This is a genomic window from Noviherbaspirillum cavernae (assembly GCF_003590875.1).
In the GTDB taxonomy this organism is placed as follows: domain Bacteria; phylum Pseudomonadota; class Gammaproteobacteria; order Burkholderiales; family Burkholderiaceae_D; genus Noviherbaspirillum; species Noviherbaspirillum cavernae.
This window is the reverse complement of record NZ_QYUN01000002.1, coordinates 787,964-802,248: the sequence shown is the minus strand read 5'-3', so window position 1 is coordinate 802,248 and position 14,285 is coordinate 787,964. Positions and strand designations below refer to the sequence as shown.

The window sequence follows — 14,285 nt, the reverse complement described above, 5'->3', positions numbered from 1 at the left end:
ATGCTAATACGCACCTACAAAAGTTGCCGTTCTGCCGTGCGTCGAAGAACGAGTCCGCGTAACACCTTGCCACCACCGCTTACCCACTTCATCATCTCAATCCCAGCTGCATCCCGATCTCCTATATTGACTTTCCGTCGAAGTGTCGATGCTCGCAGATTCCCTATGCCAAGATTAAAAGTGAAGTCGATTAACGCAGCAAGACGTTCCGGCGTATCGGTGTTTGGACACAGCTTCAGAACCGCCGGAAGATAGATCGTTCGAACCATGTACAGCAGCATTATCTCTGCAACCGTCTTGGTAATTGGCTGATCAGTCGGTAATCCCCCCATTTTTGAAGCGGCCTGATAGTAGAAACTATGCAGTCAAGGCCAGTTTCTGTTTCGGCGTGATGCCGCCAATGGCCATGTTAGGGCGTTCGTGATTATAGGTCCATAGCCATCGGGTAGCGAAGTCCTGGACTTCTTCGATGCTGTCGAACAGGTAGTGCGCCAGCCAGTCGTAGCGGACGGTGCGGTTGTAACGCTCGATGTACGCATTCTGCTGCGGCTTGCCGGGCTGGATGAATTCGAGATGAATCCCTCGTCGTTGCGTCCATGTCGCCAGCGCCGCACTGACGTATTCCGGCCCGTTGTCGCAACGTATCCTGTCGGGTCTGCCTCGCCATTCCATGATCCGCTCCAGCGTCCGAATAACGCGCTCGGACGGTAGCAAGAAATCGATTTCGATGCCCAAACCTTCCCGATTGAAGTCATCGATCACGTTGAACAACCGGATACTGCGACCGTCCAACAGCTGGTCATGCATGAAGTCCATCGACCAGACCTGATTGACGGCGCTGGGTTCGGCCAGTGGTTCTGGCTTCTCGCGCACCAGGCGCTTCTTCGGCTTGATGCGCAGGTTCAGTTCGAGCGCCCGGCAAATCCGGTACACGCGCTTGTGATTCCAGCCGTAACCCTTGACGTTGCGCAGATACAGAAAGCACAGCCCGAATCCCCAGTTGCGCTGGTTGGTCGTCAACCGGATCAGCCAATCGGCAATCGCACTGTTCTCTGACGACAGCTTGGCCTGATAACGATAGCGGGTCTGGCTGATACCGAACGCCTGGTATGCTGCTCGAATGCTGACAGCCTTCGCTTGTACGACCCATTGCGCCATCTCGCGTCGTCGAGATGGCGCTACCATTTTTTTTGCATGGCCTCGGCGATGATTTCTGCCTTCAGGCGTTCTTCTGCATACATCTTCTTCAGACGGCGGCTCTCTTCTTCGAGTTCCTTCATGCACGCCATCATCGAGGCGTCCATGCCGCCGTATTTGCTGCGCCAGCGATAAAACAGTGCCGAACTCATGCCGTGCTCGCGGCACAGCTCCGGCACCGGCGTGCCGGCTTCTGCCTGCTTGAGAATGCCGATGATCTGATTTTCCGAAAAACGTGACTTTTTCATGCAAAACTTCCTCGCTTCTGATTGGAGAAAATTCTACTTTCAAAGCCGCTTCTTTTTCGGGGGGATTACCGGTCAATGTAACGGTCGTGGTCATGACCAGCAAAGCGCTTTTAATTCAGTCAACTTGAGCCGGCACTCCTAATCAATTGCACCTGAGTCCGCACATGATGGCTTGACTTGCGCTTAAGCGAGCTAAATGACCCAAGGGGAAAAAATCCATTCAGGTGAGCTACAGCGCATCCTTATAAAGGTTTGCATTCTGCGTCAAATCAGCAGCGGTGACTTTATTGCGAAGCGATACGACCTGACCGGATTTACCATTCCCCCTTTAAGATATTTCGTTTTATCTCGGATAGATGTTGGCGCTCTTCGTATGTCAAGGCTGCCGTCAACTCAGCCTCTGCCATCCTTTCTGCACTGGCCTCAATCGACGAATCCAAAAATGTCGTTGCGGTGTTACGTGGTAATGGAATCGGGCACCATAAATCCTTCCTTTTCTCGTTCGGACGATTTTGAATCGCCTGTGTTGTCAAAATTTCTGTCTCTTCACGATAGACCGCATATTCACTCGCATGGTAAGCACGATGTATCGCTCCAAGAGTCACTTTTCCTCCATGCGGGTGCTCTCTACTAAAAGCCAATATCAATAACTTTGCCATGGCTCGCTTCCGCCCTGCGGAATAAGCATGCAATGCTTCTGCATCCCGAATTGGATCAAATACTAAAATGTCTGGAGCTACGTCACACTGTACTTTCAATGTTTCTTGCCAATCCAGACTTTCTGCGGAATCAGGAAATACTATGATCGGGCTTGCCAGCAAGCGCTGTTGCTCTTCACCTGGGCGACGTTGGAGTCGCCGAATCAAACTGTAATTTCCAACAAATACAAAAGGGAGTCCGATATAACCGAGTGATAGCAACATCTGAGCAACACGCGTATTTGCGCTTTCACTGCCTGAAGTAAACTGGAACTCATCCCCAATCAAAAATGGGACCCCGTCACGATAGGCCAAACGTCGGCATTTTATGATGAGGTCGGCAAGCCGTCCCTTCGTTTGAATAAGGGAACTGAATATATCCATTGGGGAGCTACGGGCGTGCACCGTGATCATCCATGGACCTTTGATAGGGAATGGTGAATGGCTTTCGTCAACCATTACCTGGCCATCGTTTCCATATATTCGGCAGAATGCCTTGATCAATTCTGTTTTGCCGGTACCGGCCAATCCCGTCAAACAAATGGGGGGAGAGAAATCAGGAAACGGAGCATCAGGCGCATACAAACCTTGGAGAAAGGTTTTCCCGTCCGGATATTGAGCAAGACAATGGGCATATGCCACACCGATTAAACGTTTCAAGATGGACACGCATTGTGTCGTCGGATAAAACACGGTTGCCAGTGCTGCCTCAAGCTGATGGCATGCCAATTCCGTGGGGAGCGAAGCGAGATTGGTCAACGGAGGAGCTGTGACCATAGCACGCTGCTTGAGCGCTTCCGTATCAAGCAGAGCCTCGAAACGATTGGCCCAATAGGAAGGGAATTGATTTTTCATGCAGATCTCCGCTTGCCAGAAGAACTCGTCCCTGCAGCATTAAAATTGCTAGCACGCTTTGGCTTTCCGGATTTTCGCTGACCCGCTTCCCAAGATTTACCCGTGCTCTGTTCAAAACGCTGTCGATAATCTGATGTATTGGCATGCTGATGCGCGCGGTATGCAGAATTGACTGCACGACGTGCCTCGGCCCATTGATCCAGTTCCGCAATCGACATCCATAGTGTTTCTTCATCGCCGCGTATCCGAAGCTTGGCATCCAGTTCTAGCAATCTTCCATCGACCTCAATCCATACATGCCGCACGCACATATCCAGCACATACCCCTGAACACGAGAGTGCATACCTTGTGAAATTCCGCAACGCTCCAATGTTCCTGTAGCTTCGAACTCTTCTGAAGAATATCGACGTCCATCCAAATACACGCCATCTTCTCGCACCAGAAATTCGATTGGCGTCAAAAATGTCCGGATCGCTTCGTCGACCCGCATGGGCTGCCCATCATTCCGGAACCGTTCGTCGTAATAGTTCCATAGTCCGACAGGACTTGGCGCCACGTACGCCAAGTCTCTGTCTGGATCGAAGCGTGCTTCCATGTCAGCGCCATTATTGAATTGAATCAGCCGTATGATTTCCCGCTTTGCCAATTCAACCGGAGTCAGCTCGCTTTGCACATAAGTTGGTTTCCCTTCGAATTTCAAATCTTTGGGGTGCGAGGATTCCACAGTAGCTTTTGACTGCCCTGACCATGAAGGCGCCATATCCCGAATCGGGAAACGCTTCTCCATTGCCTCGATCAATTCCTTTCGTGCCCATGGGCCACGGTCAATTCCGAAATGCCCTGGTAATCCTTGGTTAGGCCACTCACCTGGCACGAACGGCACACCGAACAACCGACAAAAATAGTTCTTCGGTATCGCCATACAGAACAGCATCATTCGATAAGCCGTTGCCCTTTCTGCGCCAAACGAGAATCCAATTCCCAACTTCATTCCAGACAACACATCCCTGCTAACGACAACGCACAAGGGAGGCAGATTCGTCCCTTCTACATAACCTTTGGGCCGCTCCTTCACATAGAAACCGTCGGCTTCAACCCGCTCCATCAAGTTGGAGACCTCTTCGGAAAACCGTCCTCTGGATTCTGCAATCCGTGTTCTGTATCGCACTGATCCATAACGTAGTTTCTGGATCATCTCTTTGCCAAACGCTTTCACGACCCGATATCGAAATTGCCAATAGGTAGGAAACGGTTCTCCTTGAAACTGCACGTAGGACTTCATGCCGGATTCATGCGTAATGACTCGGCAATGAAAATCCTCCACCATAGCTTCGGCATAAATGGTGGCCATGGGCTTCCCGAGTTGAGCGCGCTTTCGATAACTCTTGATGCAAGCCTCTGTCATTTCCCTACTGCTGCCATGGCCATAGTGCTTTCCATGGGCTAGAGAAGGAGCGCCAAATTTGCGATCCGGATAACGCTCTCGATTCCAATGGCCACTTCGATGGAAAGGGGGAAGCAGTGCCCACATGTCCCGACCAAAGCAAAGATATGTCAGCAGCCATAGACGAAATCGCGATGGATGTTGCGGCGGATTACATTGAGCTGCGCGGCGATTGATTTCCGCTTGCGGATCTTGGTCGGACAAAATGCTTTCGATGATGCGTACAGCGGAAGTGATGTGCAAAAGCCGATTTTCCACTCGCTCTCTATTGGAAAGCTTTGCCTTGGCACGAAGCCCATCCTGTTCCTCCAGATTCACGCCCTCGAACTGCCTCAACCATGGTGGAAGCGCTAATTGCTGAGCAACTGGAACGATTCGGCTTGTGGCAACTCCTTCCTCAAAGAGGCGCCTTGCTATCGAAAACAGAGAGGCTTTGGGCATGCCGACATCTTTGCCGACATCAAAATGCACCATCAAAATTCGACCGCTTTGAGCACCGTTATGCAAGAGGTGATAGACGACGTCTTTGACCAATGGGCCACATCCTTCAGGAGCGATGATTTGCGTCCCGATCATCATGGTGTGACATCAAACCACTTGGCATACTTGACAGTGACATCCTCAATCTCGGGACGCATTGGGCAATTGATCAGGATTGGTTGAAATAAATCGACCTTTAGTTTATTTTCCCAAATCGCTTGGTAAAAAGCAGATCGGCATTGATCCACCGAATAACGCCCTCGCTCTGCAAGCACGGTAATTACTTCGGCCGGGGTGATCCCATGCGCAAGGGCTGACTGGAAGCGATGGAGAATTTCCGCTCGCTGGTTATCTGTGATGAATAACTGTCGACGATGATGAAGAAAGAGCTGTCTCAGGTTGGCAGCAACGTGTGAATCAATCTCTTCACCTGCAATCTGCACTGTTCGGATATTGGCATTCGCATAGTAAGCAGCTTCGACCTCGTGCCGCGCCAGCACCTTGCGAATAAAGTCTGAGGGGCGCAATTTGCCAAAACGGGTTGGCCCCGGCCGCATGAAATTTTGTCGTTTGTCCTTGATGGACCAGTTGATACAATCGGTTCGCCCGTCCGGACGCACAATAGCCCACAACAAATCTCCACACCATGGATAGATGAGCGGCATCCTCTCACCAGTTCGCTCTGGATGAGGAACCACAATCCGAGGCAATACATCCAGAACATTGAGGCGCTCGGCTACATCAATCACTCCTTTTAGTGGAGGCAACGCACTGCGATCAATGTTCGGAAAGGTCCAAAGCGGATGTGTGGTGGGTCCCGGAGACAGCATGCGCTGCTCTTGCAAGCCAATGATGGCTGGGTGATAAAGCCCCAATAAGGCAGCGTCACGCTCTGCTGTCGACAATAAATGGACTTCGCGACCAGCCAGTTTGGATGGCGTCAGGGTATAGGCACGCGAAATGGACGGCGCCTCCTTAGGGGTGGCGAGAATCCCCGGCACATAAGACGCGTCCCACGAAGGATTCTGCTGGCGTTGGTACAGGGTTTTCAGCCGAGAAACAGCTCTTGAGTTTCCCATCACGGCCTCACGACATCAGGATTAGCCGGACGAATGTGGAAACGAGGTGAGGGTCTAGCATATGGTTCTCCCGCAGATAGTCAAAAGCAATTAATTTGATACATCCATATGGGATTTATGAATGTATAAGCGACACAGGACCTTTGACTTGCCCGGGAAAACAGGAGATACTTCAAGTGCTACCAAGAAGTCTCTCGCGTTTAGCGGGCAAGCCGAATCTTTCAGCAATGAGGGGTTCGGCTTTTTGTTTTGCGCTACAGAAGTCCTATTTCTCGGTGCTAGCGACCGTCACGTTTGCAATGAGTCGACGAGATAGCTCGTCCATTTCCAAAGTCATACCTCGCTTCAATCCTAGAGCGATGGCAATCTGGTGACTTTGCCCTCTCAGACATTTGCGCCGTCCTTCCAGGACTTGGTAAACCAAACCTGTAGAAAACCCGCGCACCCTCGCCCATTCGGCCACAGAGATGCCCGATGCCTCGAATAACTTCTTCGCAATAGCGGTATCTAGCAGGGTCTCCGACATGGATTTTATCCGAAAGTACAGATATTTAGACAATTTAACACATACTTGTTAAATTCAATACCTGTACATACAATCAATAACATGACTACACAAACATCTACACCACCCGGTATCCCGCCAGGCCTCGGGCTGAGACTGAAAGAGGAACGGAAACGCTTGGGTCTAAATCAAGTCGAGTTGGCCCAAATCGGCGGCGTCGGTCGTTTGGCGCAACTTCAATACGAATCGGAGGCTTCGGCGCCGACGACTCGTTATCTTTCCGCAATTGGTGCTGCTGGCGTGGACTTGGTCTATCTCATATCGGCGTCAAAGGCATATACCGGTGAACTTCGATCCGAACAACAAGATCGTGTTGAACGTCGTGCCTTTGAGTGGGTGGAAATGTGTGCAGAAGCTGAACCCGATGGTCATCTCAGCGCCGAATCCCGTCGCGTGCTTTTTCGGATGATTCGAGACGTTTTGATTCAAATGGAGCTTGGGACACTGCCTGAAAACTTTGATACCAGCCTTCTGATGTCTCAGCAGATGAAAGCCCATGGAAAGAGGTAGCATCAATGGATGACGACATCATTTCAAGTGCGGCCTCTGCTCTACAACGCCTGATTGATGAGCACAGAAAGATTCCTCAAGATAGGGATTCCCTTGATCAGAAATTTTCATCCTTTATTCAACAAGAACGAACCAAAGTAGCCGACAGCAAATCTATACTATTTTCCACCGGGCGCGTCGTTCGCTTACCTAAACGAACCCCATCTACGCCGTCTAAGGAAACAACGCCACGACTGGAAATTTGCAGGCCATTACCTGATGAAGTGATACAAGGCTGGCGCGGGCGTATGCGATCCGTCAATTGCATAGGGCCCAAAGAGAAAATCGAAGCTCTCATCGAAGCTCATGCTCGCAGCCTCGATACAAACATTCCAGCGGATGCTGATTTTTTCCAGCATGTCGCCAGCATTTTGCACATGCCGCGTGAGCAGCTCATACATCAACATACGCTGACACCGTTTTTCAATGCCCTTGAAGGCCTGAAGCTCAACAAACCGGGGACAAAATCGACACGGCATAGGGAAGCTGTTGAGCGCCATGCACCGTTCAAACTCGGCGGAAAACATCCTCGATATTGCTGGCAATGTGCGCAAGAAGATTTATCCTCAATGGGCTTTTCTTATTGGCGACGTGAGCATCAGTTACCCGGAGCCCTTTGGTGCATGGAACACCATAGTCTCTTGTCAACCGTGCCGCGCCGAGACGCTTTTGATCAATGTCCGCATGAAATCACCGATGCCGTCATTGAACAAAGAGCGCAGGAATTCCATCCAGAGCAAACAGCATTTCTGAAACGATATGCTTACATCGTGAATGAGATATTCGAGCAAAGACCTACTATTGATAGCCGAGCCGCAAGCATCGTGCTCGGCAAAAAGGCGCGAATCGCCGATCTGCGAATTTCAAAGCTAGGAACTCGCCCAACCGTCGGCAATCGTCTGATGGAGCTTCTGCCTCGGTGGTGGTTGGAAGAGACGATTCCCCGGGTACATTGGATACCGCACAAATACATCTCATCCATTGACGGCATTTGCAGCCCCGATGCCACGCGCTATACCACTGCGACTTTAAGCCTGCTTGCTGCGTTGTTCTATGAGGACGAGCAGCAAGCTGTCGCTGAAATCTTCAACCCCTCATGCCCCTCTCCAGACAGAGCGCCCGGCGCTGCTTTTTGGGGAAGCTGGAAAGTGTTTGACGAATATGTCGCTCAGGAGGGAGTGGTAAGTCACGTCGCAGAACGACTGGCAATTCCGAGTAGCACTGTGTCCATAGGTTTATTGAGACAAGGTTTACCAGGGTTGGGACGATCTAGCTCTACCATTCTTGCAGCTCATGCGTTTCTATCAGGCCAATCCATGGCCGATGCTTGTGCCTGTAACCAAGCATCTATTGAAGAAGTTGAATCACTAATCCGCATGTCAGGAAGCAAGCTAAAAGCTGCCCTCGACAAAATCGTGCGCAACACTCGTTACAAGTCTCCACCTAGCCCCCGAGTAAGAAAAAAGCGTTTGCCAAGCGGGCTTTCCGGGATTTGATATCCGTCTGGTTCTGACAAGCGCATTTCTGCATACCCAATCGATGCAGGCAGCCTTTCCGAATGGAAGATTTGGTTGCATTTCGACAATCAATCCCTCTCCATCTTCCACCATTTTCTTTTTTTCCTGTTCAGACAGACTTTATTCCCGCCTGACAGACTTTATTGTTCGTGACCACCCCGCCTTGAAAAAACAAAAAGCCGCCCATATACTTAGCACTCGTCAGGAGAGAGTGCTAACAAGAATCTCCTCTGGCCTTCCAACATTTCCAGTGCGGCCCGGCTGCACGGTGAAGTGCACCTTGCAGCAAACCTGCCGCAAAAACATAACCTATTGAATTTAAAGGAGTTTGTATGAACCTTCGTCCTTTGCACGATCGCGTCATCGTCAAGCGCCTGGACCAGGAAACCAAGACTGCGTCCGGCATCGTTCTCCCTGAAGCCGCTGCAGAAAAGCCTGATCAAGGTGAAATTCTGGCCGTCGGCAACGGCAAGGTCCTCGAAGATGGCAAAGTCCGTGCGCTGGAAGTCAAGGTCGGCGATCGCGTGCTGTTCGGCAAATATTCCGGCCAGACCGTCAAGGTCGACGGCGAAGAACTGCTCGTGATGCGCGAAGAAGACATCATGGCAGTCGTCCAGAAGTAATACGAATTTCCAACGAATAATCAAGGAGTTACGAACATGGCAGCTAAAGAAGTAATTTTCGGCGATTCCGCCCGTGCCAAGATGGTCGAAGGCGTGAACATCCTCGCCAACGCCGTTAAAGTCACCCTCGGCCCGAAAGGCCGCAACGTCGTGCTGGAGCGTTCCTTCGGCGCCCCGACCGTCACCAAGGACGGCGTCTCGGTCGCGAAAGAGATCGAGCTCAAAGACAAGCTCATGAACATGGGCGCGCAGATGGTCAAGGAAGTCGCTTCCAAGACTTCCGACAACGCCGGTGACGGTACAACAACCGCAACCGTGCTGGCTCAGGCAATCGTGCGCGAAGGCATGAAGTTCGTCGCCGCCGGCATGAACCCGATGGACCTGAAGCGCGGCATCGACAAGGCTGTGGCCGCCACTGTCGAAGAACTGCAGAAGATCGCCAAGCCCTGCACCACCTCCAAGGAAATCGCCCAGGTCGGCGCCATCTCCGCCAACAGCGACGCCTCCATCGGCGACCGCATCGCTGAAGCGATGGAAAAGGTCGGCAAGGAAGGCGTGATCACTGTTGAAGATGGCAAGTCCCTGCACGACGAGCTGGACATCGTGGAAGGCATGCAATTCGACCGCGGCTACCTGTCCCCGTACTTCATCAACAACCCGGACAAGCAAGTTGCTGTTCTGGAAAACCCGTTCATCCTGCTGTTCGACAAGAAGATCACCAACATCCGCGATCTGCTGCCGGTGCTGGAACAAGTTGCCAAGGCTGGCCGTCCGCTGCTGATCATCGCTGAAGACGTCGAAGGCGAAGCGCTGGCGACTCTGGTCGTCAATAACATCCGTGGCATCCTGAAGACCTGCGCCGTCAAGGCTCCTGGCTTCGGCGACCGTCGCAAGGCGATGCTGGAAGACATCGCGATCCTGACCGGCGGCCAGGTGATCGCTGAAGAAGTCGGCCTGACACTCGAAAAAGTCACGCTGAACGACCTCGGCCAGGCAAAGCGCATCGAAATCGGCAAGGAAAACACCACCGTGATCGACGGCGCAGGTCAACACGTCGCCATCGAAGCGCGCGTCAAGCAAATCCGCGTGCAAATCGAAGAAGCGACTTCCGACTACGACCGTGAAAAACTGCAAGAGCGCGTTGCCAAGCTGGCAGGCGGTGTTGCCGTGATCAAGGTTGGCGCTGCCACCGAAGTCGAAATGAAGGAAAAGAAAGCCCGCGTGGAAGACGCGCTGCACGCAACCCGTGCCGCGGTTGAAGAAGGCATTGTTGCAGGCGGCGGCGTTGCACTGCTGCGCGCTCGTTCGAACCTGTCCGTCAAGGGCGACAACGCCGATCAAGAAGCTGGCATCAAGATCGTCCTGCGCGCAATTGAAGAGCCGCTGCGCATGATCGTTCAAAACGCAGGTGACGAAGCTTCGGTCGTGGTCAACAAGGTTCTGGAAGGCAAAGGTAACTTCGGTTACAACGCTGCCAACGGCACCTACGGCGACATGGTCGAAATGGGCGTGCTGGATCCAGCCAAGGTGACCCGTTCGGCGCTGCAAAACGCCGCTTCGATCGCCGGCCTGATGCTGACGACCGACTGCATGGTAGCCGAGCAGGTTGAAGACAAACCGGCTGGCGGTGGCATGGGCGGTATGGGTGGCATGGGCGGTATGGGTGGCATGGAAGGCATGATGTAATTTGCCGACTGCGAGAAGGTAGCGATACCTTCCGCTGTCCACAACGCAAAAGACCCGCAAGACATCAATCTTGCGGGTCTTTTTTTATCGTTACCGATTGTGGATGCGCCGTCCTGAAGTAGATCACACGTCGCCAATCGCTCCATACAGGGTGATTTCTCGGTCAGTCCCTGCACACCCTCCAGAGCCGACACATCCATCATGTTGCATGCCAGATTCTTCCGACAAGGGATCGAACTTGTCACCACGCTTGCATGCCACGTCAGCGCCACCCCATCGCGCTACGACAGTGCACATGGCATTCAATGTCCTTCATCCTCTCCCACATCTTCTTGCTGTTCACCGAGTGATGGCGGCGGCTGATAGGTCGCCAGCAATACTTTGCGGCTCTCCGGCGTTTCCAGGCTGATTCGCCCCAGCGCACCGCTGCGGTAGTCCTGCAACAAGGTGTGCGCGCCCTTTTCAAAATCCATCTCGCCACCCTTGAGGCGGAAGCCGCGTTTCTGCGCCACGCCTTCCACCACGCTGATGCCGTCGATGCCATCGGTCGCGAATCCATAGCGCGCCGTGAGCAGCGCCGGATAGCGCAGCAGCAGCTGATCGGCGAGGAAGGTCGCGACCTCCTCCTCGATCACCGCATTGGTGCCGATGGCATGGCTGGCAGCCAGCATCAGGCCATCGCTCGGATGCTCGATTTTCGGCCACATCATGCCGGGCGTATCGACCAGCACCATGTTGTTGCCGAGGTAAAGGCGTTGCTGCGTCTTGGTGACGGCGGGTTCGTCGCCCACCGCCGCGACGCGTTTTTTGAGCAAGGCATTCATCAGCGTCGATTTGCCGACGTTGGGAATGCCCATGATCATCATGCGCAAGGGCTTGAGCGCGCTGCCGCGATGCGGGGCAATCTTCAGGCACAGATTGGGAATCTTCGCGACGTCGGCCGGTTTCTTGCAGGAGAGCGCCACCGCGTGCACATCCTTCTGGCGGCTGTAGTACTCGAGCCAGGCTTTGGTGGCCGCAGGGTCGGCCAAGTCGGCCTTGTTGAGGATTTTCAGGCAGGGGCGCTGACGGTGCTTGCGCAGCTGCTCGATCATCGGATTGGCACTGGCTTGCGGCAGACGCGCATCCAGCACTTCGATGACGAGGTCGGTCTTTTCCATGGATTCCGCCGCCTTCTTGCGGGCGGCGTTCATGTGACCGGGGAACCATTGTATGGACATGCTTGGCTTTATAGCGGGATCAAGCCGCTATTTTACCTGCTGCCCTTGCGCACACTCGTGCCAATACGGGGTCAATCGATATCGGCCAGCACCTTCAAGTGGGCGACCACACTGCGTCCCAGCGCCGACAGGTTGTAGCCGCCTTCGAGGCAGCTGACGATGCGGCCCTGTGCATACTGTTCGGCAATATCCTTCACCTGCCGCGTGATCCATGCAAAATCCGCTTCCACCAGACCCATCTGCCCCAGATCGTCTTCGCGATGCGCGTCGAATCCGGCCGAGATGAAAATCATCTCCGGCTTGTGTGCATGCAATGCCGGCAACCATTTGCTCGTGACCACCTCGCGCACTTCCTCGCCGCAGGTATAGGCCGGCACCGGAACATTGACCATGTTGTCGCCGTGCGGGCCGTCACCGCTGTAGGGATAGAACGGATGTTGAAAGAAACTCACCATCACTACACGCGGTTCATCCCTGAACGCTTCCTCGGTGCCATTGCCGTGATGCACGTCGAAATCCACGATCGCCACGCGCTGCAAGCCGTGCACATCCATTGCGTGCCGTGCTGCAATGGCGACATTGCCGAACAGGCAAAATCCCATCGCCTCGGACGGCCGCGCATGATGGCCCGGCGGGCGCGTAGCGCAGAAGGCATTGTCCAGTTCACCCGCGATGACTGCATCGGTTGCCGCAACAGCGGCGCCCGCCGCGCGCAATGCCGCCCGCCAGCTATAGGCATTGAGGACAGTATCGGCATCGAGCGGGTAGTAGCCGGATTGCCTTCCAAGCATCGGCGGCACGTTATCGCGCACACGCGCGATCGCCTCGACTGTATGCACACGGGCAATGCACGACACGTCCGCCTCGGGCGCGTCACGATGTTCCAGCAGGCTGTCCACACGGCTCGCGATCAACTGGTCTTCGATCGCCTGCAGGCGGGATGGCGATTCCGGATGCCAGAGCCCCATTTCATGGAGCTTGCAGTCGGCATGTGTGTAGATAGCGGTAGTCATTGGGCGCAAGCAACGTAGACGCTGATATTCTCGAATAGAATCTCAACTGGAATCGCGATAGTGTAGCGAAGAAAGTGACAAGTCATGTCATTCTGCATATGACATACATAGAAGCGGCTTGCGAATTCTCAATAACAAAATACCAACCCTCCGTTTCGCCTCATCTGACTTCCGGAAAATCCATGTTCGCCAAACTCCACGCCGTTGCGCAGCAAATCAGCCAGATCGTCGTCGGCAAGGACCTGCAAATCCGCCAGTCATTGACCTGCCTGCTGGCCGGCGGGCACTTGCTGATCGAGGACGTGCCGGGTGTCGGCAAAACCACGCTGGCGCACGCGCTGGCAATCTCGCTCGGCCTCAAGTTCAATCGCCTGCAATTTACCAGCGACCTGCTGCCGGCGGACGTGGTCGGTGTGTCGATCTTCAACCGCGAGAAGAACGGTTTCGTGTTTCATCCCGGCCCCGTGTTCACGCAGGTATTGCTGGCGGATGAAATCAATCGGGCAACGCCGAAAACGCAGTCCGCACTGCTGGAGGCGATGGAAGAGCGGCAGGTCACCGCCGACGGCGTGACGCGTGAATTGCCGGCCCCCTATTTCGTCATCGCGACGCAAAACCCGACGCATCAGATCGGCACATTCCAGTTGCCGGAATCCCAACTCGACCGCTTCCTGATGTGCCTGTCCCTCGGCTACCCGGATGCCGCGGCAGAACGCGCCCTGCTGATGGGCGAAGACCGCAGGACGATGCTCAAGGCATTGCGCACGGCGATGCAACCGGAAGCGCTGTTGGCGGCGCAGGCAGCGCTGAAGTCGGTGCATGTCGCGCCCGCGCTGATCGACTATGTGCAGGCGCTGGCGCAGGCATCGCGCCAGAGCGGTCTCTTTGCGGAAGGCATGAGTCCGCGCGCGGCGATTGCACTGCTGCATGCCTCGCGTGCATGGGCCGCACTGGAAGGGCGTGATCACGTCATTCCGGAAGACGTGCAGGCAGTGCTGGTGCCGGTCGCCGCGCATCGCCTGCGGCCGCTCAAATCCGCCGGCAGTTCGGCGCTGGGCAGCCGCGACCTGGTGGTGCAATTGATGAAATCCGTCGCCGTCTGACTCGTCC

At 54.0% G+C, this 14,285-nt stretch carries 13 protein-coding genes; 5 read left to right on the top strand and 8 right to left on the bottom strand.

The genetic code is table 11. The features are described from left to right. Positions 1–14: 14 nt before the first annotated feature. The 6 genes from D3870_RS03880 to D3870_RS03860 all read right to left on the bottom strand — a co-directional run bounded on the left by D3870_RS03880 (position 15) and on the right by D3870_RS03860 (position 6,528). Complete coding sequence (locus tag D3870_RS03880) at positions 15–332, bottom strand: lysozyme (RefSeq protein WP_119736822.1); 318 nt, start codon at positions 330–332, stop codon at positions 15–17. A gap of 25 nt (positions 333–357) precedes the next feature. After that, positions 358–1,445 (bottom strand): IS3 family transposase gene (locus D3870_RS03875; RefSeq protein WP_119736820.1). Its coding sequence is split into 2 segments (ribosomal slippage): positions 358–1,193 and positions 1,193–1,445, totalling 1,089 coding nucleotides; the frame shifts between segments, so codons are not numbered across the junction. A gap of 314 nt (positions 1,446–1,759) precedes the next feature. Continuing rightward, positions 1,760–2,998, bottom strand: a complete 1,239-nt coding sequence (locus tag D3870_RS21925) for a TniB family NTP-binding protein (RefSeq protein WP_147375693.1) — start codon at positions 2,996–2,998, stop codon at positions 1,760–1,762. Next, a complete protein-coding gene (locus D3870_RS03870; protein WP_199710497.1) occupies positions 2,995–4,977 on the bottom strand; it encodes a hypothetical protein in 1,983 nt (660 codons plus the stop codon). Before D3870_RS03870 ends, D3870_RS21925 begins: the two co-directional genes overlap by 4 nt. A gap of 41 nt (positions 4,978–5,018) precedes the next feature. Then, positions 5,019–6,002, bottom strand: coding sequence for a PDDEXK family nuclease (locus tag D3870_RS03865; RefSeq protein WP_119736816.1), 984 nt, complete (start codon positions 6,000–6,002; stop codon positions 5,019–5,021). Positions 6,003–6,267: 265 nt separating this feature from the next. Next, complete coding sequence (locus tag D3870_RS03860; RefSeq protein ID WP_119736814.1) at positions 6,268–6,528, bottom strand: DNA-binding protein; 261 nt, start codon at positions 6,526–6,528, stop codon at positions 6,268–6,270. A gap of 81 nt (positions 6,529–6,609) precedes the next feature. On the opposite strand from D3870_RS03860, the gene D3870_RS03855 reads away from it, so the two are divergent. From D3870_RS03855 to groL, 4 genes are all read left to right on the top strand, one after another. Further along, positions 6,610–7,077 carry a helix-turn-helix domain-containing protein gene (locus D3870_RS03855; protein WP_119736812.1) on the top strand — a complete coding sequence of 156 codons (468 nt, stop codon included), beginning with the start codon at positions 6,610–6,612 and terminating at the stop codon, positions 7,075–7,077. Between the two features lie 5 nt (positions 7,078–7,082). Continuing rightward, entirely contained in the window at positions 7,083–8,612 is a 1,530-nt protein-coding gene (locus D3870_RS03850; RefSeq protein ID WP_119736810.1) for a TniQ family protein, read from the top strand. Positions 8,613–8,965: 353 nt separating this feature from the next. Beyond that, positions 8,966–9,256 carry a co-chaperone GroES gene (groES, locus tag D3870_RS03845; RefSeq protein WP_119736808.1) on the top strand — a complete coding sequence of 97 codons (291 nt, stop codon included), beginning with the start codon at positions 8,966–8,968 and terminating at the stop codon, positions 9,254–9,256. Between the two features lie 36 nt (positions 9,257–9,292). Next, positions 9,293–10,942 carry a chaperonin GroEL gene (groL, locus tag D3870_RS03840; protein ID WP_119736806.1) on the top strand — a complete coding sequence of 550 codons (1,650 nt, stop codon included), beginning with the start codon at positions 9,293–9,295 and terminating at the stop codon, positions 10,940–10,942. 302 nt (positions 10,943–11,244) lie between these two features. Here the strand turns inward: groL and ylqF are convergent, their stop codons facing one another. Both ylqF and D3870_RS03830 read right to left on the bottom strand, forming a co-directional pair. Continuing rightward, positions 11,245–12,162 carry a ribosome biogenesis GTPase YlqF gene (ylqF, locus tag D3870_RS03835; protein ID WP_119736804.1) on the bottom strand — a complete coding sequence of 306 codons (918 nt, stop codon included), beginning with the start codon at positions 12,160–12,162 and terminating at the stop codon, positions 11,245–11,247. Positions 12,163–12,233: 71 nt separating this feature from the next. Next, positions 12,234–13,175, bottom strand: a complete 942-nt coding sequence (locus D3870_RS03830; RefSeq protein WP_119736802.1) for a histone deacetylase family protein — start codon at positions 13,173–13,175, stop codon at positions 12,234–12,236. Between the two features lie 182 nt (positions 13,176–13,357). Between D3870_RS03830 and D3870_RS03825 the strand changes: the two genes are divergently transcribed. After that, positions 13,358–14,278 carry an AAA family ATPase gene (locus D3870_RS03825; RefSeq protein ID WP_119736801.1) on the top strand — a complete coding sequence of 307 codons (921 nt, stop codon included), beginning with the start codon at positions 13,358–13,360 and terminating at the stop codon, positions 14,276–14,278. The last annotated feature ends 7 nt before the right edge of the window (positions 14,279–14,285 follow it).

Coding starts and splice junctions, on each gene's coding strand:
- D3870_RS03880 (WP_119736822.1), bottom strand. CDS start 332: ATGGGGGGATTACCGACTGATCAGCCAATTACCAAGACGGTTGCAGAG.
- D3870_RS03855 (WP_119736812.1), top strand. CDS start 6,610: ATGACTACACAAACATCTACACCACCCGGTATCCCGCCAGGCCTCGGG.
- D3870_RS03830 (WP_119736802.1), bottom strand. CDS start 13,175: ATGACTACCGCTATCTACACACATGCCGACTGCAAGCTCCATGAAATG.
- D3870_RS03850 (WP_119736810.1), top strand. CDS start 7,083: ATGGATGACGACATCATTTCAAGTGCGGCCTCTGCTCTACAACGCCTG.
- D3870_RS03860 (WP_119736814.1), bottom strand. CDS start 6,528: ATGTCGGAGACCCTGCTAGATACCGCTATTGCGAAGAAGTTATTCGAG.
- D3870_RS03865 (WP_119736816.1), bottom strand. CDS start 6,002: ATGGGAAACTCAAGAGCTGTTTCTCGGCTGAAAACCCTGTACCAACGC.
- D3870_RS21925 (WP_147375693.1), bottom strand. CDS start 2,998: ATGAAAAATCAATTCCCTTCCTATTGGGCCAATCGTTTCGAGGCTCTG.
- D3870_RS03825 (WP_119736801.1), top strand. CDS start 13,358: ATGTTCGCCAAACTCCACGCCGTTGCGCAGCAAATCAGCCAGATCGTC.
- groES (WP_119736808.1), top strand. CDS start 8,966: ATGAACCTTCGTCCTTTGCACGATCGCGTCATCGTCAAGCGCCTGGAC.
- groL (WP_119736806.1), top strand. CDS start 9,293: ATGGCAGCTAAAGAAGTAATTTTCGGCGATTCCGCCCGTGCCAAGATG.
- ylqF (WP_119736804.1), bottom strand. CDS start 12,162: ATGTCCATACAATGGTTCCCCGGTCACATGAACGCCGCCCGCAAGAAG.